The following is a 19,028-nucleotide window of genomic DNA, read 5'->3' on the forward strand; positions in this document are numbered from 1 at the left end:
GGCGTTGCAGAACAACCTGACGTTCATTTCGAGCCAGCGCGCGGCCCCGGACACCCAGTCGGAGGCCCGGATCGCCAACCGCCAGGCGGTGATCGACCAGATCGAGCAGCAGCGCAAAGCCTCGGGCTGCGTTGATCAGGTGGCGGCGAACGAAGTGGCGGCCCAGTGCGCGGCGATCGCGGCGGGCGGGCAGAACGGCATGGCCGAGGAGAAGGACAAAGCCGCTGCCGGTAAGGGTAAAGGCAAGGGCATGGCGGCGGGGAAGGGTGCGGCCGACGAGAACGGTATGGCCGCCGACGAAAACGGGATGGCGGCGGGGAACGGCGCGGCCGACGAGAACGGCATGGCAGCCGAGAACGGCATGGCAGGGAAGAAGGCTGCGGCAGCCGAAAACGGTGCGGCCGAAAAGAAGGGCGCGGCCAAGAAGGGCGCGGCCGAGGAGAACGGCATGGGCGGTCGGAAGAACGCCGCCGACGAGAAGGCCGCGGCGGAGGATGCCGCTGCCGTCCAGGCCTGCGAGGTAGTCCAGAAGTGTCTGGTCCAGGCGACCGGCGCGGCCGACGCCAACGCCATGGCGAACGGCAAAACCGAGGAGAACGGCATGGCCGCCGACAACGGCATGGCCGGCCAGCAAGGTATGGCGGGCCAGAAGGACGCCGCCGACCAGAACGGCATGGCCGCCGACAACGGCATGGCCGGCCAGCAAGGTATGGCGGGCCAGAAGGACGCCGCCGACCAGAAGGGCATGGCCGCGGACAACGGCATGGGCGGCGCGGCCAACGAGAACGGCATGGGCGCCCAGCAGGGCGCAGCTGACGAGAACGGCATGGCCGCGGACAAGGGCATGGGCGCGGCCGACGAGAACGGCGCCGACCGGAACGGTAAGGCCGGCAAGAAGGAAGCCACTGGCCAAAAGAATGCGGCGAAGCAGAACGGCATGGCGGACCAGCAGCAGGACGCGGGCCGGATCGTTCTCTCCGCGCAGGACTGCGCGGCCATCCTGAACTGCGTTGCGCAGGCGGCGGATCCGGCTGCCGCGGAACAGCAGGGCATGGCCATCGAAGAAAGCCAGAAGGCCGAGAACCAGAAGGCTCAGGACCAGCAGAAGGCCAAGAACAACAAGGCCGAAAACAAGGCAGGCAATAAGGCGAGCGAAAAGGCCGATGCCGCCGCCGCGGCGGCGACCCAGTGCGTCGCCGCCGCAGTGGCCGCGGCCGGGAAGGCCCCCGCGGGACGCTGACCAGCCCCGGACCCGGACCGGCGGCCCCACGCCCCGGCCCGGGTCCGGCTTCTGCCCCCGTCCCAGCGACTCGGTCCGGTGCAGGCCGGGCCGCCCCGCCCAGCCCGGTCCAGGCCCGGCCTCCGCAAACCCCTCAAACCAGTCACCCGAACCGGTGATAGCGGGAACTCCGGCCCGCCGCCGTTCGTTCTCCCGATGAAGCGCAGTACCCTTGCGCCCGGATAACGACCGACGACAGCTTGAGGCTTCAGTGACCACCGACCCGGCGGCCGAGGACCTGCGCGAGGCGGCCGACGAGCTCGCCGTCGCCGGGCAGCTCCCGCGATTCCTGCTGATGTACAAGTTCGCCATCGAAGAGCTGATGACGAAGCTGCGGATCCTCAGCGAGGAGTTCGACTTCGTCCACCAGCACGACCCGATCGAGCACATCACCAGCCGGGTGAAGCGGCCCGAGGCGATCAAGGAAAAGGTGCGCCGCCGCGGTCTCGGCGGTGACTGGGTCTCCGCGGCCCACGTCCTCGACGACATCGCCGGCATCCGGGTCGTCTGCCCGTTCGTCTCCGACGTCCACGAGGTCGCCCGGATGCTCACCGCGCAGGACGACGTCGAGCTGCTGCGCACCAAGGACTACATCGCCAACCCGAAGGCGAACGGCTACCGCAGCCTGCACCTCATCGTCCGCATCCCGGTCTTCCTGTCCGACCGGGTGGAAAAGGTCAAGGTCGAGGTCCAGCTGCGCACCATCGCCATGGACTTCTGGGCGGCGGTGGAGCACAAGCTCTCCTACAAGTACCGCGACAGCGTCCCGGCCGACTTCGCCGGCGAGCTCGCCGCGGCCGCCCGGACCGCGGCCGACCTCGACCGGCGGATGGCCGCGCTGCACGAACGGATCCGCTAAGGCTCGCCCAGCGCGTCGAGCATGATCCGCAGCCCGAATTCGAACTCCGCTTCGTGGTCGCACACGGCCAGGTACGGCGCCGCCGCGGCGACCGCGGGCAGTCCGGACGCCGAAAGGTCCGCCAGGCGCCGGCCGCTGCCGCCGAGCGTCGGCGCGGCCTCGACCTCGCGCATCAGCGTGCCGATGAGGAACGCCAGCACCGCCCGCAGCCCGTGCACCGCGCGATCGGGTGGGTAGCCCGCCGCGAGCAGCGGGGCGAGCACCGCCTCCACCGGGGCCAGCGCCGTCATCGACGCGAGCCGGCGGGTGAGCACGAGCGGCGCCGCCCGCGGGTGGCCGAGCATCGCCGCCCGGAACCCGTGGGCCAGCGCCGACATCGTGCCCCGCAGGTCCGCGTCGGCCGGCGGCGCGGGGATCGCGGCCAGCAGGACCTCGGCGATCCCGTCCAGCAGCGCGTCCTTGCCGTCGACGTGGTTGTACAGGCTCATCGGGTCGACGCCGAGCCGCGCCGCCAGCTTCCGCATGCTGACCGCGGCCAAGCCCTCCTCGTCGACCAGCGCGAGCCCGGCGAGCAGAATTCGTTCTCGCGACAGGACACCCTGCGGGGGACGGCCGCGCCGGGTCGTCACGGCGCGAGCACCGCGGGCAGGTTCTCGTAGCCACGCAGGATGCGCGTCGACCGCCTGCGGCCGCCGGGCAGCACCCGCAGGCCGGGGAACCGGTCGAAGATCGTGCGCAGCCCGATCTCGCCCTCCATCCGCGCCAGCGACGCACCCAGGCAGTAGTGGCGGCCGGCGCCGAACGACACGTGGTCGCGCGCGCGGGCCCGGGTGACGTCGAAGACGGCCGGATCGGCGAACACGCCCGGGTCGCGGTTGGCGCCCGCCAGCACCGTCGTGACCAGCGCCCCGCGCGGCAGCGGAACCCCGGCGACCTCGGTCGCGCGCGTGGCCATCCGGCCGGTCAGCAGCACCGGCGGGTCGTACCGCAGCACCTCCTCGACGGCGTTGCCCCACAGCTCCGGCCGGTCCCGCAGCACGGCGAGCTGCCCGGGCTCGCCCGCGAGCAGCGCGATGCCGCTGCCGAGCAGGTTGACGGTCGTCTCGAAGCCGGCCGCCAGCACCAGGCCCGCGGTCGACTTCAGCTCCGTCTCGGTGAGGCCGACGCCGTCGTCGCGGGCCGCGACGAGCTTGCTGAACAGGTCGTCGCCGGGGTGGCGGCGCAGGTGGTCGAGGTGCTCGCCGAGCCAGGCGTCGAACTCGGCCAGCGCGGTCTCGACGTGGCGGAACGTGCGCCAGCCGAGCCCCAGGTCGAGGCTGGGCGCCGCGGCCGCGCCCAGTGACAGCACCTTGCCGAGGTCGGACGGCGGCACGCCGAGGATCTCGCTGATGACCGTCACCGGCAGCAGGCCGCAGTAGGTCTCGACGAGGTCGAGCGGGGCGCCGGGGTCGAGCGCGTCGAGCAGGCCGTCCGCGATCTCCTGCACCCGGCCGCGCAGCTGCTCGACCGCGCGCACGGTGAACACGCCGGTGACCAGCTTGCGGTAGCGGGTGTGCTCGGGCGGGTTGACCGCCAGCAGCGACGGCGGCCGCACCGGGTGCAGGTGCTCGCCCGCCGCCCACTGGCCCAGCCGGCCGAGCGCCGAGCCGTCGGACCCGAAGACGCCGACGCGGAAGTCCTCGCTGGAGAGCACCTCCCGGACGGCGGCGTGCGTGGTGGTCATCCAGCCGAACCGGGTGCGCGCGAGCGGACCGGCGTCGCGGATCTCCTCGAACAGGCCGGTGAGGTCCCGGCCGTCGGCGGCGGCGACCACCATCCGCCCCTGCAGGTCACCGCGCCGGGCCTCGCGGCGCAGCACGGTCCGGGGGAGTGCGTGGCCGAGGCCCCAGCGCACCACGGGTTTCGTCCAGGCCAGGGCTCCGGTCATGACATCCCCTCAGGTCGGCGTACCTACAATGTAGGTTATCGACGGCCGGTGCCGGGGCTATCGCGGTCGTCCGGACCTCTGCCCGAGCGGGGCGAGGAGCACGCCCAAGGCGACCAGCTCCGTCAGCGCCATCCCGCGTTCCACCAGGCCGAGCGGGATCAACGTCCACCAGCGCCCGTCCGAGGCCGCGGCCACCGCCACCGCGCCCAGGATCACCGCGAACCAGCCCAGCGACGCGATCGCCAGCACGACCGCCAGCCAACGCCGCCCGGGCGACGACGGGAACGCCGTGCGCGCCGCGACCAGCACCGCCAGCGGCAGGGCCACGAACGCCACCACGCTCGCGATCCGGTGCAGCGTGCCGCCGAAGTCCGCACGGGAGACCGTCGCCCAGTCCGGCTTGGGGAACGCCACGATGACCAGCAGCCCGACCGTCCACAGTGTCCCCAGGATGGCCGCGGGCACCGGGAGCCGGCGCTGGCCGCGCAGGACCGCCAGGCCGGCCGCCGAGCCGAGGGCGACCAGGACGACCGCGAGGTCGAAGACCCACTTGTGGTCGGACAGGCCGTATTCGCTGATCGTGCGGCGGGTGACGCTGATCTGGTCGGTGGGCGGGATGACCTGCAGCAGCAGCACCAGGCCGGCGCCGAGCACCAAGGCCGCGATGCCCGTCAGCGAGACCGCGACCGACACCCGTCGCGCAGGGAACGTGACCATGGACCGACGGTAGCCGACCGGCGGTTGAACTCCGGTGAAACGAGTGAAGCGGGTTGAACGGTGTACGACTTACGGCGGTGTCCGCGGCCGGATTTCCTCCATTAAGGTCGCTCGGTTCCGGTACGTCCGTGCGTGCCGGTCTCGGTCAAGGAGGTCGCTTCCTGTGGGGAATTCACCAAGACGGCTGGTGCTGCTGGCTTCGGCCGTCGCGCTGGCCGGAACGTTCGTCGCGTTGCCCGCGGGCACGGCGGGCGCGGCGCAGAACATCCTGCGCGCCGACAAGCCGGTGGCCCGTTCGTGCTTCGCGAAGGTGCTGCCCAAGGGTACTTCGGGCACCGATCGCCGGGAACTGACGTCCACTGTGGACGGTCTCGTCCAGGCGCGGCTCAAGGCGGCGCAGGGCGCGGAGGGCGACTGGGACGTCGCCGTGTTCGACAAGGCCACCGGCGCGGTGGTCGCCGCCTCGGCGGCGTTGCGCAGCCACGAACTCGCCGAAAGCTTCGTCAAGAAGGGACAGGAGCTCATCGTCCAAGGCTGCCGGTACGGCGGCTCGGCCGATCGGGTCCAGCTGGGGGTCGACTTCCTGGCGCTGACGCCGCAGGGCACGCCGACCGGCACCGCCCCGGCGGCCCAGCGCGCGGAACTCGTCCGCGTCGAGACGCCCACGCGCGCCGACAAGAACAAGCTGACCGCCCTCGGCCTCGACGTCACGGAGAAGGGTGACGCGACCGGGGTCGAGGTCGTGCTCGCCGGCGACGCCGACCGCAAGACGCTGAAGGACAGCGGCTTCAAGTCGAAGGTCATCGAGGCGGACCTGTCGGCCAAGTCGGTCCAGGACGCGAAGACCGACCGCCAGTACGCCGCCACGACCGCCGCTTCGGCGTTGCCGTCCGGGCGCACCAGCTACCGGCACCTCTACGAGTACAACTTCGAGATGAAGGAACTGGCTCGCAAGAACCCGAACCTCGTCTCGGCGTTCACGATGCCGGAATCGACGTGGGAAGGCCGGGACGTCGTCGGCGTCGAAATCGCCACCGACGTCAAGAACCTGACCGACGGCAAGCCGGTGAACTTCACCATGGGCGTGCACCACGCCCGGGAGTGGCCGGCGGGCGAGCACGTCATGGAATGGGCGTACGAGCTGGTCAACGGCTACGCGAAGGACCCGGCCATCCGGTCGCTGGTGAGCAAGACGCGCAACATCGTCGTGCCGATCATCAACCCGGACGGCTTCGAGATCTCCCGCGAGGCCGAGCCCAAGGGCGACTTCACCCGGTTCGACTACGAGATGAAGCGCAAGAACTGCAACGTCAACGACTCGCCGCCGCAGTTCGCGACCGGCGTGTGCAAGGCGAACCCGGGCGGCCGCGTGCGCGGCACCGACCCGAACCGCAACTACGGCGGCTTCTGGGGCGGCGCCGGCGCCGAGCTGACCTGGAGCGGCGACACCTTCCGCGGGTCCGCGCCGTTCAGCGAGCCCGAGGTGCGCAACGTCCGCTCGATCGTGTCCTCGCGCCAGGTGACGAACCTGCTGACGATGCACACCGTCGCGGCGCTCGTGCTGCGTCCGCCGGGCGTGGCCGACGTCCGCCCGCCGCTGGAGGAGCCGCAGTACAAGGCCCTCGGCGACAAGCTGGCCTCGCGCAACGGCTACACCAGCGAGCCGAGCTGGGCGCTCTACGACACGACCGGCACCACCGAGGACTGGTCGTACTGGGCGACCGGTGGCTGGGGCTTCACCATCGAGGTCGGCGGCAACGGCTTCCACGGCCCCTACGCCGACAGCGTCGTGGCCGAGTACGCGGGCCTGGCCCCCGCGGCCGGCGCCGGCAAGGGCGGCAACCGCCAGGCGTTCCTGGACATGCTGGGCAACGCGGCCGACCCGCAGCAGCACTCGACGCTGATCGGCTCGGCGCCCAAGGGCTACCAGCTCAAGCTGCACAAGACGTTCCAGACGCCGACGTCGCCGGTGATCCAGCCCGACGGCTCGACCAAGCCGCCGATCTACATCACCGACGACCTGAACTCGAAGTTCACCGCCACCGGCGGGCGCTTCGCCTGGTCGGTCAACCCGTCGACGCGGCCGTACGTGGCCGGCCGGTACGGACGCGACCCGCAGGGCCCGGCGCAGCAGGGCTACGCGGTCGCCAACCCGCCCGGTGTCCCGGCGATCAACCAGAACTACCCGGCCGACCCCACGGGTGACTCGTTCACCTTCCACGTCGACGGCCTGCCGAAGGTCGACAACGGGAAGTTCAGCGTCAACATCAACTGGGCGAGCACCTCGACCGACTGGGACCTGTTCATCTACGACGCGGCGGGCAACCTGGTCAGCTCGTCGGCCAACGGCGGCACGACGTCCGAGCACGCCGTGCTGTTCGACCCGCCGGCGGGCGACTACCGGGCCGTGGTGGTCAACTACGACCAGGCCGACCCGAACGCGGTCGACGACTGGACCGGCGACGTCTCGTTCTCGTCGCCGATCCCGCCGACCTACGGGACGAAGGAGGCCTACCAGCTGACCTGCTCGTCGCCGAACGGCAAGCTCGTCGGCGTGGCGGACGTCTACGCCGACCGCGGCCAGACGGTCGACGTCGGCGAGGTCTGCACCCGCAGCGCGCACGCGCAGAAGCAGCGCGCCTCGGGCGGCGTCCGGTAGGAGTGCGGTTCCGTTCGTGAAGGCCTCCTCGCTCGCGCGGGGAGGCCTTCACGTCGTTGTGGCGAGGATGACGCCGAGGACGACGAGAACCGTGCCCACGACGCGGTTGAGGGCCGGCTCGGCGCGGGCGTACCAGCGCTGGGTGGCGGGCGAGGAGAACAGCAGGGCGACGCTCAGGTGCCAGCCGGCCGAGGCGGCGACGATCAGCGCGACGGCGGCGGCCTTGACGGCGGTGGGTTCGGTGGGCGGCAGGGTGGCGGTGAGGACGCTCCCGAAGAACGCGGCGGCCTTCGGGTTGGTGAGGTTGCTGAGGACGCCGCGGCCGAAGGCGTTGCCGCGCCTCGCCGTCGGCTTCGCGGGATCGCCGGGCGGGCGGGGCCGCGGGGGCCGCCACAGCCGGATGCCCAGCCAGGCGAGATACCCGCCGCACGCGACGCGCAACGCCGTCGCCAGCCACGGCGTGCGGGCCAGGACAGTGCCCAGGCCGAAGACCGCGACCGCGGCCAGCAGCCCGCCCGCGGCGACCACGCCGAGCGCGATCGCGACCGCGGCGCGCCGGGTTCCGGTGGCGGCGGTGTGGGCGATGAGGACGAAGTTGGGGCCGGGGGTGATCGCGGCCGGGAGGTAGGCCAGCAGAACGGTGCCGAGCGTGGCGGCGGTCACGCGCAGGACCGCGAACTGTCGGTGTCCTCCGGTAGCGTGGAAATCGGGGGCTGCTCATGCCGCCCGGCCGCCTCCGACCACCTGGTCGCGCAGCCTCCGCAGCGTCTCGTGGTCCACAGTGGACGGATCCGCCGCCAGCCATTCGCCGATCTCGTGCAGGAACTCTTCCGGGGTCATCGGGGCGACCGCCAGCTCACCGGGATCCGCCGTGGTCAGTTCGCCGCTGCGGCTCGGGTATACGATCATCGCGCCCCGCAGCGCCACACCCGGCAGCAAGCCCCGGTAGGCCGCCAGGCTTTCGGTGAGCCGGCTGCCGCCGCCGCGGAACGGGCGGCCGTTGCGCAGCAGCCTGCCGTCCTCCGCCGTCTCGTAATGCCCCGGCAGCCACAGCTTCGACTCGATGAGCACGAGCCGCTTCCCGCACAGGACCGCGTGGTCCACGTCGGCGAACACCGAACCCGGCCAGGCGAGCCCGTGGAAGATGCGGACGCCCGGCAGCCGGGTCAGGTAGCCCTCGAGCAGGTCCGCGGTGAGCCGCTCGGCCAGCTCGTCGCGCTCGGTGCCGGGTGCGCCGAACACCGTGCGGCCGCCGAACTCCTCGGCGTACGCCTCGCGCGCCTTGGCGTCGCGCAGGTACCCGCGCGCCAGCCGCTGGACCAGCAGTGCGGTGCCGGCCGTGAGCAGCAGCCAGACGATGAGGACCGGCGTGCTGAACCCGACGCCGGTGACCAGCGGCAGGAGCACCAGCACCATCCCGGCGACCGCGACGACCACCGGCGTGTGCCCGGGCCCGCGGCGGCGGCCGTGCCGTGTCCGGGTGTCCTCGCCGGCGACGTGCCACCAGCTCAGGTCCTCGGCGTCCAGCTCGGGCAGGTCGGGGACGAAGCCGGGCTCGTCGCCGAAGCGCCGCCGGGGACGCGGCCGGACCGGCACCGGCACCACGGTCGCGCCGCCGTCGTAGCGCGCGCGGGCGGCCGGGTCGCTCAGGACGTCGTAGGCCTCGCGCAGCAGCCGGAACGTGCCGACCGTGCCGCCGCCGTCCGGGTGCATGGTCTTGGCCAGTCGGCGGTAGGCCGTCTTGACGTCGGCCGCCGTGGCGTCGCGGCGGAGGCCGAGCACCTCGTAGTAGTCGACGTCGGGCACGCGGGTGGTCACCTCCGATGGCTGCGCGAAGACTTTATGGGGTCGGGTCGCGGCGGCTGCCACCGCCTCGGCGGCGCGCCAGGGTGATGGTCCTCGGTGCAGGTCAGGGCGGTGTGAGGAGTTTTGCCGGTGACGGCCCGGAATCGGACGCTCCGGCGTGGTGCGGCCGGGTGTCCCGCGCGACGGCGGGTGCCCTGGTTTGGTGTCGACCGTCCACTGAGGACTCGGTGTCACCCGGAAGTGTTGTCATGGCGGAGAATGTCGGAGTTTCGGGTGACGGTTCGTAGTCGGGTTCTACCCGAATGGCCCTGAACATGTGTTCGAATCCTCGGCTACGCTTGGGCCATGTCCTCGACACCCCTCAGATGTGACGGGCCCACCGCCACCCCACCTCGGCAGCGGGCCCGTCACCCCCGTCCGCGCTCGCGCAGCAGGTACCGCTGCAGCTTGCCGCTGGCATTGCGCGGCAGTGCGTCGAGGAAACGCACCCGGCGCGGGTACTTGTACGGCGCGGCGACGGCTTTGGCGTGCTCCTGCAGGGCGTGTGCGACGTCCGGGCCCGGGGCGACGCCCGGCCGGAGCACGACGAAGGCCGTCACGACCGCGCCCCGATCCGGGTCGGGTGTGCCCACGACCGCGCACTCCTCGACGTCCGGGTGCGTCAGGAGCACCTCTTCGACCTCGGGAGCCGCGATGTTGTAACCAGAAGAGACGATCATGTCGTCGCTGCGCGCCACGAAGCGGAAGTAGCCGTCGGGTTCGCGGACGTACGTGTCGCCCGTGATGTTCCAGCCGTCGCGGACGTAGTCGGCCTGCCGGGGGTCGTCGAGGTAGCGGCAGCCGGTGGGACCCTGGACGGCGAGCAGGCCGGGTGTGCCGTCCGGAGCCGGCCGGCCGTCGACGTCGAGCACGGCGGCGCGGAAGCCGGGGACGACCTTGCCCGTCCGGCCGGGGCGCGCGTCGCCGTCGGCCGCGGAGATGAACACGTGCAGCATCTCCGTGCTGCCGATGCCGTCGATCAACGGCGATCCGACGACCTCCCGGTACCGCCCGGCCAGGGTGGCCGGGAGTGCTTCCCCGGCGGAGACGGCGCGCCGGACCCCGGCCAGCAGGGGGCCGTCGCCGGAGCCGAGGATCGCGCGGTAGGCGGTCGGGGCGGTGAACAGCACGGTCACCGCCTGCTCGGCGACGATCGACGCCAGCTCCTTGGGCGTCGCGCGTTCCAGCAGGAGCACCGACGCGCCGGCGTGCAGCGGGAACACCAGGAGGCCGCCCAGGCCGAAGGTGAAGGCCAGCGGCGGGGTCCCGCAGAAGACGTCGTCCGGGGTGGGCCGGACGACGTGCCGGGAGAACGTGTCGGCGATGGCGAGCAGGTCGCGGTGGAAGTGCATGGTCGCCTTCGGGGTCCCGGTCGTGCCGGAGGTGAAGGCGAGCAGGGCGACGTCGTCGGCGGCCGTCGCCACGTCGGCGAAGGTGGCCGGGTGCCGCGCGCAGCGTTCGGCCAGTTCCGTGCCGTAGGGCACGACGGGCAGGCCGGGCGGCAGCTCGCCGAGCAGGCGCTCGTCGCACAGGGCGACGCTCGGCCGCGCCTTCTCGACGATCTTGTCGAGCTCGTGGCGGCGCAGCATCGGCATGGTCGTGACGGCGACGGCCCCGGCTTTGAGGACGCCCAGCCAGCACGCCGCGAGCCACGGCGTGTTCGTGCCGCGCAGCAGCACGCGGTTGCCGGGCACGACCCCGAGTTCGGCGGTGAGGACGTGGGCGATCCGGTTGGCGCGGGCCAGGACGTCGCCGTAGGTCCACGTCTCGTGCGGCGAGCGCAGGCAGGGGCGGTCCGCGCCGAGGCGGGCGGCGGTCTCGTCGAGGAGCGTGGTCGCGGCGTTGAGGCGGTCGGGGTAGTGCAGCTCCGGCAGGTCGAACACCAGCCGCGGCCACTGGTCGCCGGGTGGCAGCCGGTCGCGGCAGAACGAGTCGGTGTGAGCGCTGGGAGAAAGCTGCATCGTCGCTCCTCGGTCTCGGCCGCCCCTGGCGAACGTAACACTCGTTGCGACCGTCGAGAAGGCGCAATGTCGTATCGATGACGACGGCGACGAGAAGGCGACACGGTGACGCGCGGGGCGGATCCCGGGTCACCCCGACGTGGGCGCGCGGGAACACGACGTCGCGGGCCGCCGCCCAGTAGCTTCTTGATCATGGTCGAGACGCCCGAACCCCCGCCCACCCTGGCCGATCCGCGTGCGCTGCTGCTGGGCTACCTCGACCACAACGCCACCGCCGTCCTGCGCAAGCTCGACGGCCTCTCCGAACGCGACCTGCGGCGGAGCGTGCTGCCGTCGGGGTGGACGCCGCTGGGCATGGTCAAGCACCTCGCCTGCACCGAACGCTTCTGGATCCGGTACCTGTTCGCCGGCGAGGACGTCGACTTCTCCTGGCCGGGCACCGCCGAGCAGGAGTGGTTCGTCGCGCCGGAAGAACCTTCGGCGGACATCACGGCTTTCTTCCTGGCGGAGCGCGAGAACTGCGCCCGGCTCGGCGCGAGCACACCGTTGGACGCCCGGGCCGCCCGGACGACCCGCCGCGGCGGCGCGGAAGAGCACCCGACGTTCGCGTGGATCCTGTGCCACCTGGTGCAGAGCTTCGCCCGGCACGCCGGGCACGTGGACGTCGGCCGCGAGCTGATCGACGGCGTGACCGGCCGATAGCGCGCTCAGGCCGGCGGGGCGACCGTCGCGTCCTGGCCGGCCCGGCGCAGTGCGTCGGCGACGAACCCGGTGGCCTTGAGCTCTTCGACCAGCTCGTGGAGGAAGGTGACCGTTTCCGGACGGCGGGCCGGGGTGGTGCAGACCGCCTGCCGGATCTCCATGAACCGCCCGGGGAGCAGGCGGGTTCCGGGGTGGGCGGCGACGTAGGCGGTCATCGGCTGGCGGATCCCGGCGGCGACCTCCAGGCCCTCGGTCTCGAACGCCGTGACGCCGTCCTCGCCGCGCACGATCGTGGCGTGCTCGACGGTCCGGGTCAGGTACAGGTCGTACACGGACCCCTGCTTGACCCCGATCCGGACGCCCGGCCGGTCGACGTCGGCGGTGGTAGCGAACGGCGAGCCGTCGACCACGGCGTACACGCCTTCGATGACGACATACGGCGCCGTGAACGCGACCTCGGCGGCGCGGGCAGGCTCGATCGCCAGGAACCCCAGGTCGGCAGCGCCCGAGGTCAGCGCTTCGAACGACTTGCGGGCCGCGTCGAAGCAGGCGAACTCCACGGGGACGTCCAGCCGCGCGGCCACTTCGCGGGCGAGGTCGACCGTGACCCCGCCCGGGTCGGCCGGGGTGCCGTGCGCGAGCACGGGGTTGCCGAGGTTGACGGCAGCGCGCAGCGTGCCGGTGGGCGCGAGGTCCCGGGCGACGGCGGAAAGATCTCCCATGACCGGCGAGGCTAACGGCGGGCCCGGGCGGGCGCCCCCCGAGTGTCGCTCACGCCACCGGCGGCTCGTCCGCGGTGGTCAGGGCGAACACCGTCTCCTGGTGGTAGACCTCGCCGGGGCGCAGCACGGTGCTGGGGAAGTCCGGGCGGTTGGGGGAGTCCGGGAAGTGCTGGGCTTCCAGCGCGAAACCGGCGCCGCGGTGGTACGGGCGGCCGCTCGTGCCGGTCAGGTTCGCGGTGAGGTAGTTGCCCGAGTAGAACTGCAGGCCCGGCTCGGTCGTCCACATGGTGAGCAGGCGCCCGGACCCCGGGTCCCACGCCCGGGCGGCGAACGGCGCGCCGTCGTCGAGCACCCAGTTGTGGTCGTAGCCCTGGCCGATCACCAGCTGCGGGTCGGGTTCGCCGACGCGGGTGCCGATCGGCACCCCCCGGCGGAAGTCGAACGGCGTGCCCTCGACCGGCACCGGGTCGCCGGCCGGGATCAGGTCGTCGCCGGTCGGGCAGAACCGGCTCGCGGCGATTTCCAGGCGATGCTCGTGGACGTCGCCCGCGCCTTCACCGGCCAGGTTCCAGTAGGTGTGGTTGGTGAGGTTGACGACCGTCGGCGCGTCGGTGGTGGCGCGGTAGGTGATGCGCAGCCGATCGCGCGGGTCGAGGCGGTAGGTGACCTCGGCGGTGAGCCGGCCGGGATAGCCCTGGTCGCCGTCCGGGCTGACCAGCGTGAGCCGCACCGCGACGCCGTCGCCGTCCCGGATTTCGGTGGCGGACCAGACCCGCGTGTCGAACCCGGCGGGGCCGCCGTGCAGGCTGTTCTTGCCGTTGTTCAGCGGCACCCGGTACTGGACGCCGTCGAGGGTGAAGGTGCCGCCGGCGATCCGGTTGGCGAACCGGCCGATCACCGCGCCCAGGAACACCCGGTCGGCCTCGGGCCGGTTGTTGGCGACGTAGCCGTCGAGGTCCGCGAAGCCGAGGACGACGTTGCCGAGCCGCCCCTCGCGATCCGGCGCCTCGAGGGACTGGATGACGCCGCCGTAGTCGAGCACGCGCACGACCGGGCCACCGGGCCGGCCGAGGGTGTACCGGTGGACATCGGTGCCGTCGGCCTGGCCGAACAACTCGCGGGTGAGTGCGGGTGCGGTCATCGGTGGGTCCTCCCCGACTGTTAGCGCTAACAGCCTGGGAAGACAGTAGGCTCGCGGCCGCGCACGGTCAAGGACACCCAGCGCGCCGCCGACCGCTATCGGCTCGAAGCACCCGACCGGCGGTCGCCCGGCCCTCGGCCGGAAGCGCCGGTTGCTGGAACTGTCCGGGTGGGGCGGCCCGTGCCGGGCGGTCTCGCCGGTCGCCGCTCAGGCTTGGCTTCGGCCGTCCACCGGCGGCCGCGTGCCCAGCAGCTGGTGGGCACGCAGGGCCATCTGGATCTCCAGCCGCTTCGCCGGGTCCGCCAGCCGGTCGCCGAACAGCTCGGTCAGCTGGCTCACGCGGTAGCGGACCGTCTGGGGGTGGATGCGCAACGCCTGGGCGATCTCCGGTGTGTTCCCGTTGTGCTCCAGCCAGCTCAGCAGCGTCTCCGCCAGCCGCGTCTGCTGCTTCGCCGTCAAGCCCGCGAACGGCGCGAGCGCGGTCGCCGACAGCTCGTCGAGCAGGAAGCGGTCGATCAGCAGCCAGTGCGTGGCCAGGTGGTCGGCCGTGTGGGTGACCGGGGCGTCGCCGGCCAGGCCGCGGCGGGCGAGATCGAGCGTGCGGCGGGCCCACCGGAGAGACGTCGCCGCGTCGGCCGGGCGGACGCGGGGCCCGACCGCCGCGCGCCAGCCCGGGAGGCGGCCCTCGAGCCCGCGCAGGTCCCGGTCGGGGTTGGGCGTCAGCAGGCACGGCTCGGGGCCGTCGAGGTCCAGCAGCACGTCGCCGGGCACCTGGGGGGTCGGTGGCGGGTGCTGGTCGGTCCGCGGGTCGAGTGCGACGACCGTGACCCACTCCGGCATCGCCCACTGCGCTGCCTTGGCCATCGTCGCCAGCGTCGCCGGGGACGACGGCGGGGTGGACAGCAGCAGTTCGAAGAGCCGGCGCCGCCGTCGCTCGAGCGTGCCGGACGCCATCGCCTGCGCCAGGGTGTACCCCTCGACCGAGCACGCGGAAATCTCTTCCACATAGGCGAAAATCGCTTCCGCGCCGACGCACAGCACGGCCGCCGGGAACCGGTGAGCCTGCCCCAGTTCGGCGACGTACCGCCACGCCGCGCGGCCACCCGCGCGGTAGGCGGCCTGCAGGGAATTGAGGCTGCCGCCGTCGTGGTGCACGCGCTTGCCGACCTCCACGAACAACTTCGCCCAATTGTCCTGTGTGGACGCCAGGTCCTCGATGCTGTCGATGCAGCTGAGCACCGCCTGCTCGATCGCGAGCACGATCATCTTGCCGAACTCGCCTTCGAGGGGCTTGGCGTACTCGGGAACGGCCCGCTGGACCTCCTCGAGGATCCGCCGGGCGAGCGGGTCGGCGTGCGGCCGGAACCGGCGCGCCATTTCCGTCGGCAGCGAGCACCACAGCTGCCGCGCACGGCCGGTGCCCCGCGGGTGCGGGATCGTCGCCTGCGTCGTCGTCCGGGTCATGGCTCACACCCCTTTGCCGCGCCTGGTGAACAGTGCGCGCCGTGCTCGGCGCGGACGTCATGTACTCACACGGGAACGGACTTGGCAACCGCCCTCCCTGCGCCGGGAGCGGCTTCTGTCACGCCGGGCGCAACGGCCGCACCGGCGTTTGTCACCTGCGGGACAATCCCGGATCACTAACTCCGGCAAAGGTTTCCGGAATCCGATTTGTGAACCGGGACGGTATCTTCGCGCCCCTTCCCGTTGTTAGCGTGATCAACCGGCACGCGGGAGGAGAACACCGATGACGGCGCTCGTTTCCTGGTGTTTCCGCCGGGCCGGCGTCGTGATCGTGCTCTGGCTGGTGGCGCTGGGCGGCCTGGTTTCGGCCGCGGTGCACACCGGCGCGGCCTTCCGCGACACGGTGGACCTGCCCGCCGCGGACAGCACGGCGGCGGCGAAATTGCTGCGCACCACCGGCGCCGCGGAACGCGTCGTCGTGCGTTCGCCGGACGGCTCGATCGACAGCGGCGCGGGCCGCGCCCGGCTCGACGCGCTCGCCGCCCGGCTGGCGGCGTTGCCGCACGTCGTGGCCGTCGATCCGCCGCCCGGCCTGCTGTCCGCCGACCGGCGGACGGCGGTGCTCACCGTGCGCTTCGACGCGCCGGCCGCCGACCTCGGGCAGGAGACGGCCGACGCGCTGGCCGCCACCGTCCGCGACGCCGGGGGACTGACCGCGGGCGCGTCCGGGGAGCTTGCCGCGATGACGGCGGCCGCGCCCGACCTGGGCAACGCCGGGATCGGCCTGCTCGCCGCGGCCGTGGTGCTGCTGGTGGCCTTCGGCTCGGTGACCTGCGTCCTGCTCCCGATCCTCACCGCGGCGGTTTCGGTCGGCTCCGCACTGGCCGTCGTGACGCTGTTGTCGCACGTCATGACCATGCCGAAGATCAGCACCGAGATCGCCGCGCTGCTCGGGCTCGGCGTCGGCGTCGACTACGCGCTGTTCGTGCTCACCCGCTACCGGCAGGGCCGCCGGGACGGCGCCGAGCCGGGGGCGGCGCTGGCCGTCGCGGCCGCGACCTCCGGCCGCAGCGTGGTCTTCGCCGGGGTCACCGTGTGCGTCTCGCTGGCCGGGATGGTCACCATCGGGCTGGCGTTCCTGGACGGGATCGCGGTCGCCGCCGCGATCTCGGTGCTGCTGACCGGGTTCGCCGCGCTGACCCTGCTGCCCGCGCTGCTGCGGCCGGTCGCCCGCCGGATGAGCCTGCGCCCGGACTCCCGTGCCGCCGGGTGGGCGCGGCTGGCCCGGTCGGTGACCGCGCGTCCCGGCCCGTACACCTTCGCCGCCCTGCTGGTTGTCGCGGTGCTGGCGCTCCCGATGACCGGGCTGCGGCTCGGCGTGCCGGACGCCGCGCTCGACCCGCCCGGCAGCATCACCCGGACCGCCGCCGAGCTGCTGGAAGAGGGCTTCGGGCCGGGCGCGGACGCACCGTTGCTCGTGGTCGGGACCGGCGGCGGCGAGTCGGTGGGCGCGCTGCGGGAGGCGCTGCTCGCGAGCGCCGACGTCGGGCCGCCCACCGCGTTGCCCGGCGGAGGGTGGCTGCTGACGGTGATCCCACGGACCGGCCCCGGCGATCCGGCCACCGGCGAGCTGCTCGCGTCGACGCGGGTGATGGCCAGGATCATCGGCAGCCCGGACGCGCACGTCGGCGGGATCGTCGCGGCCCGGGCCGACTTCTCCGCGGCGATCACCGCGCGGCTGCCGCTGTTCCTCGCCACCGTCGTCGGGATTTCGGTCCTGCTGCTGGCCTGGGTGTTCCGCAGCGTGCTGATCCCGCTCACCGCGGCGGTGATGAACCTGCTGACCGCGGCCGCCACCACCGGCGCCGTCGTGTTCGCCTTCGGCGGCCCGATCGAGCCGTACCTGCCGGTGTTCCTGTTCGCCGGGCTGTTCGGGCTGTCGATGGACTACGAGGTCTTCCTCATCGCCGGCATCCAGGAGGCCTGGCGCCGCCACGGCGACACCCGCACGGCCATCGTCGACGGCGTCGCGGCGACCGGGCGGACCATCACCGCGGCCGCGCTGATCATGGCGCTGGTATTCGTGTCGTTCGCGTTCGTCGACGCCCGGGTGGTGCGCGAGGCGGGCGTCGGCCTGACCGTGGCCGTGCTCCTGGACGCCGTCGTGGTCCGGTGCGTGCTCGTCCCCGCGGTGATGGCCCGGCTGGGCGCGGCGAACTGGTGGTTCCCGCGCCGCAAGGCCGCGGTCGCCGGCGAGCTCGTGGGGAGCACGCGATGAGCAGGCGGACCCTGGCCGTGCTCGCGCTCGGCGCATTCGTGACGACGCTGGACAACACGATCGTCGCCGCGGGCGCGCCGTCCATCGCCCGCGAGCTCGGCCTGGACGTCGGCGCGCTGCAGTGGGTCGCGCTCGGGTACATGCTGCCGTTCGCCGGGCTCCTGCCGGTGGCGGGCGCGCTGGTGGACCGCTGGGGCCGGCGCCCGGCCCTGACCGCCGCCCTCCTCGCGTTCGGCGCCGGCGCCGCAGCGGGCGGACTGGCGGGCTCGGCGTGGCTGCTGGTCGCCGCCCGGGTGCTGCAGGGGATCGCGGCCGCGTTCCTGGTGCCGGGTCTGCTGAGCCTGCTGCGGACGAACCTCGACGCGCGCGGGCGCACGCTCGGCGCGGCGGTCTGGACCGCCTGCCTGGCGGCCGCGCTGGCGCTGGGGCCCGCCCTCGGCGGTGTCTTGAGCGAATACTGCGGCTGGGCCTGGATCTTCTTCGTCAACCTGCCGTTCGTGGCCGCGATGCTCGTGCTGCTGCCGTCGACCGTGCCACCCGGCCGCGACGCGGGGACCCGCGCGCCACCGGCGTCGGCGATGGTCCTGGTGACGGCGAGCCTGGTGCTGCTCACCACCGCGCTGGCCGAACCCCGGCTCCGGCTCCCGCTGCTCGCCGCGGGGACCGCGCTCGGCGTCGCGTTCCTCGTCCGGGAACGGCGGGCGGCCGAGCGGCTGGTCCCGCCGGCCCTGACCGGGAACCGGGTGTTCCTGGGCTCGCTCGGCCTGCAGCTGTTGTGGGGACTGGGGATCTCCGGGATCTTCTTCTTCACGCCGTTGCTGCACCAGGAGTTCGTCGGGCTCGGCCCGGCCGGCGCCGGGCTGCCCCTGGTGCTGGTCGCGGTCGCGGTCGGGGCCGCGACGCCGCTGGTGCCCTCGGCCGTCGCCCGTCATGGTCCACTTCGGACAGTGGCGGCGGGGCTGGTGGTGGTGGGGGCGGGCCTGCTCGCCCTCGCCGCGGTGAACCACGTCCCTTCGCTGTGGCCGCGCGTGCCCGGCATGGTCCTGATCGGTGCGGGCTCGGCCTTCACCGTCCCGATGACGTCGCACGCGCTCGACGTGGTGGCGGAGCGGTATTCCGGCACGGCTTCGGGATTGCTCACCGCGGCGCGGGAACTGTCGAGCGCGCTCGGCGTCGCGCTGATCGGCGCGGTGCTGACGGCGGTGCGCGCGGCGCGGCTCGAAGCGGGGGTGCCCGCCGGGGCGGCGCTGGCCGGCGGGTACACCGCGGGCCTGCTCGTCGCGGCCGGGCTGACGTTCGCCGGCGCGCTGCTGGCCGTGCGCGTCCCGGCGAGCCGCGCCGCCGGGACCTCGTCGCCACGTGACAAACGTGCGGTCCCCTAACCCGTTTCCCCATGAGTATCGGAGATCGGATCGTTGACAACCGCACCGGCGCGGCTATTCACTGCGCCGGTAAACGCTCTCTGCGAGGATGC

The 19,028-nt window shown here is 73.0% G+C and carries 15 protein-coding genes; 6 read left to right on the top strand and 9 right to left on the bottom strand.

Annotation, left to right across the window (positions count from 1 at the left end):
- The first annotated feature begins 4 nt into the window (after window positions 1-4).
- Together ACFPLC_RS32440 and ACFPLC_RS32445 are read left to right on the top strand one after the other, a co-directional pair.
- Complete coding sequence (locus ACFPLC_RS32440) at window positions 5-1,240, top strand: hypothetical protein (protein WP_378236001.1); 1,236 nt, start codon at window positions 5-7, stop codon at window positions 1,238-1,240.
- Between the two features lie 250 nt (window positions 1,241-1,490).
- Window positions 1,491-2,138 carry a GTP pyrophosphokinase gene (locus tag ACFPLC_RS32445; RefSeq protein ID WP_191306707.1) on the top strand — a complete coding sequence of 216 codons (648 nt, stop codon included), beginning with the start codon at window positions 1,491-1,493 and terminating at the stop codon, window positions 2,136-2,138.
- Here ACFPLC_RS32445 and ACFPLC_RS32450 read toward each other — a convergent pair.
- From ACFPLC_RS32450 to ACFPLC_RS32460, 3 genes are read right to left on the bottom strand one after another with little or no spacing between them, the layout of a single operon-like run.
- A complete protein-coding gene (locus ACFPLC_RS32450; protein ID WP_378201900.1) occupies window positions 2,135-2,767 on the bottom strand; it encodes a TetR/AcrR family transcriptional regulator C-terminal domain-containing protein in 633 nt (210 codons plus the stop codon). The genes ACFPLC_RS32445 and ACFPLC_RS32450 overlap by 4 nt on opposite strands.
- Window positions 2,764-4,065 (bottom strand): cytochrome P450, encoded by a 1,302-nt coding sequence (locus ACFPLC_RS32455; RefSeq protein ID WP_378201897.1) that lies wholly within the window; start codon window positions 4,063-4,065, stop codon window positions 2,764-2,766. The genes ACFPLC_RS32450 and ACFPLC_RS32455 overlap by 4 nt, the downstream gene beginning before the upstream one ends.
- A gap of 57 nt (window positions 4,066-4,122) precedes the next feature.
- Window positions 4,123-4,782, bottom strand: a complete 660-nt coding sequence (locus ACFPLC_RS32460; protein WP_378201895.1) for a DUF998 domain-containing protein — start codon at window positions 4,780-4,782, stop codon at window positions 4,123-4,125.
- A 187-nt stretch (window positions 4,783-4,969) separates the two neighbouring features.
- On the opposite strand from ACFPLC_RS32460, the gene ACFPLC_RS32465 reads away from it, so the two are divergent.
- Window positions 4,970-7,441 (top strand): M14 family zinc carboxypeptidase, encoded by a 2,472-nt coding sequence (locus tag ACFPLC_RS32465; RefSeq protein WP_378202022.1) that lies wholly within the window; start codon window positions 4,970-4,972, stop codon window positions 7,439-7,441.
- A 48-nt stretch (window positions 7,442-7,489) separates the two neighbouring features.
- Here the strand turns inward: ACFPLC_RS32465 and ACFPLC_RS32470 are convergent, their stop codons facing one another.
- The 3 genes from ACFPLC_RS32470 to ACFPLC_RS32480 all read right to left on the bottom strand — a co-directional run bounded on the left by ACFPLC_RS32470 (window position 7,490) and on the right by ACFPLC_RS32480 (window position 11,247).
- Window positions 7,490-8,104, bottom strand: coding sequence for a LysE family translocator (locus ACFPLC_RS32470; RefSeq protein ID WP_378201892.1), 615 nt, complete (start codon window positions 8,102-8,104; stop codon window positions 7,490-7,492).
- A 54-nt stretch (window positions 8,105-8,158) separates the two neighbouring features.
- Complete coding sequence (locus ACFPLC_RS32475) at window positions 8,159-9,247, bottom strand: J domain-containing protein (protein WP_378202019.1); 1,089 nt, start codon at window positions 9,245-9,247, stop codon at window positions 8,159-8,161.
- A gap of 407 nt (window positions 9,248-9,654) precedes the next feature.
- Window positions 9,655-11,247 carry an AMP-binding protein gene (locus tag ACFPLC_RS32480; protein WP_378201889.1) on the bottom strand — a complete coding sequence of 531 codons (1,593 nt, stop codon included), beginning with the start codon at window positions 11,245-11,247 and terminating at the stop codon, window positions 9,655-9,657.
- A gap of 192 nt (window positions 11,248-11,439) precedes the next feature.
- On the opposite strand from ACFPLC_RS32480, the gene ACFPLC_RS32485 reads away from it, so the two are divergent.
- Complete coding sequence (locus ACFPLC_RS32485) at window positions 11,440-11,949, top strand: DinB family protein (protein WP_378201886.1); 510 nt, start codon at window positions 11,440-11,442, stop codon at window positions 11,947-11,949.
- A gap of 5 nt (window positions 11,950-11,954) precedes the next feature.
- On the opposite strand, the gene ACFPLC_RS32490 is transcribed toward ACFPLC_RS32485, so the two are convergent.
- The 3 genes from ACFPLC_RS32490 to ACFPLC_RS32500 form a co-directional block, all read right to left on the bottom strand.
- Window positions 11,955-12,671 carry a transporter substrate-binding domain-containing protein gene (locus ACFPLC_RS32490; RefSeq protein WP_378201884.1) on the bottom strand — a complete coding sequence of 239 codons (717 nt, stop codon included), beginning with the start codon at window positions 12,669-12,671 and terminating at the stop codon, window positions 11,955-11,957.
- 49 nt (window positions 12,672-12,720) lie between these two features.
- A complete protein-coding gene (locus ACFPLC_RS32495; protein ID WP_378201881.1) occupies window positions 12,721-13,812 on the bottom strand; it encodes an aldose epimerase family protein in 1,092 nt (363 codons plus the stop codon).
- A gap of 207 nt (window positions 13,813-14,019) precedes the next feature.
- Window positions 14,020-15,276 (bottom strand): RsbRD N-terminal domain-containing protein, encoded by a 1,257-nt coding sequence (locus tag ACFPLC_RS32500; protein WP_378201878.1) that lies wholly within the window; start codon window positions 15,274-15,276, stop codon window positions 14,020-14,022.
- Between the two features lie 283 nt (window positions 15,277-15,559).
- On the opposite strand from ACFPLC_RS32500, the gene ACFPLC_RS32505 reads away from it, so the two are divergent.
- Together ACFPLC_RS32505 and ACFPLC_RS32510 are read left to right on the top strand one after the other, a co-directional pair.
- Window positions 15,560-17,554 carry an MMPL family transporter gene (locus ACFPLC_RS32505; protein WP_378201875.1) on the top strand — a complete coding sequence of 665 codons (1,995 nt, stop codon included), beginning with the start codon at window positions 15,560-15,562 and terminating at the stop codon, window positions 17,552-17,554.
- Window positions 17,551-18,936 carry an MFS transporter gene (locus ACFPLC_RS32510; RefSeq protein WP_378201873.1) on the top strand — a complete coding sequence of 462 codons (1,386 nt, stop codon included), beginning with the start codon at window positions 17,551-17,553 and terminating at the stop codon, window positions 18,934-18,936. The genes ACFPLC_RS32505 and ACFPLC_RS32510 overlap by 4 nt, the downstream gene beginning before the upstream one ends.
- Window positions 18,937-19,028: the final 92 nt, after the last annotated feature.

This window comes from Amycolatopsis plumensis, from assembly GCF_042652605.1.
In the GTDB taxonomy this organism is placed as follows: domain Bacteria; phylum Actinomycetota; class Actinomycetes; order Mycobacteriales; family Pseudonocardiaceae; genus Amycolatopsis; species Amycolatopsis plumensis.

Bases quoted from the DNA above. Each gene is read 5' to 3' on its own strand.
- ACFPLC_RS32460 (WP_378201895.1), bottom strand. From the start codon at position 4,782: ATGGTCACGTTCCCTGCGCGACGGGTGTCGGTCGCGGTCTCGCTGACG.
- ACFPLC_RS32495 (WP_378201881.1), bottom strand. From the start codon at position 13,812: ATGACCGCACCCGCACTCACCCGCGAGTTGTTCGGCCAGGCCGACGGC.
- ACFPLC_RS32500 (WP_378201878.1), bottom strand. From the start codon at position 15,276: ATGACCCGGACGACGACGCAGGCGACGATCCCGCACCCGCGGGGCACC.
- ACFPLC_RS32490 (WP_378201884.1), bottom strand. From the start codon at position 12,671: ATGGGAGATCTTTCCGCCGTCGCCCGGGACCTCGCGCCCACCGGCACG.
- ACFPLC_RS32485 (WP_378201886.1), top strand. From the start codon at position 11,440: ATGGTCGAGACGCCCGAACCCCCGCCCACCCTGGCCGATCCGCGTGCG.
- ACFPLC_RS32510 (WP_378201873.1), top strand. From the start codon at position 17,551: ATGAGCAGGCGGACCCTGGCCGTGCTCGCGCTCGGCGCATTCGTGACG.
- ACFPLC_RS32505 (WP_378201875.1), top strand. From the start codon at position 15,560: ATGACGGCGCTCGTTTCCTGGTGTTTCCGCCGGGCCGGCGTCGTGATC.
- ACFPLC_RS32480 (WP_378201889.1), bottom strand. From the start codon at position 11,247: ATGCAGCTTTCTCCCAGCGCTCACACCGACTCGTTCTGCCGCGACCGG.
- ACFPLC_RS32455 (WP_378201897.1), bottom strand. From the start codon at position 4,065: ATGACCGGAGCCCTGGCCTGGACGAAACCCGTGGTGCGCTGGGGCCTC.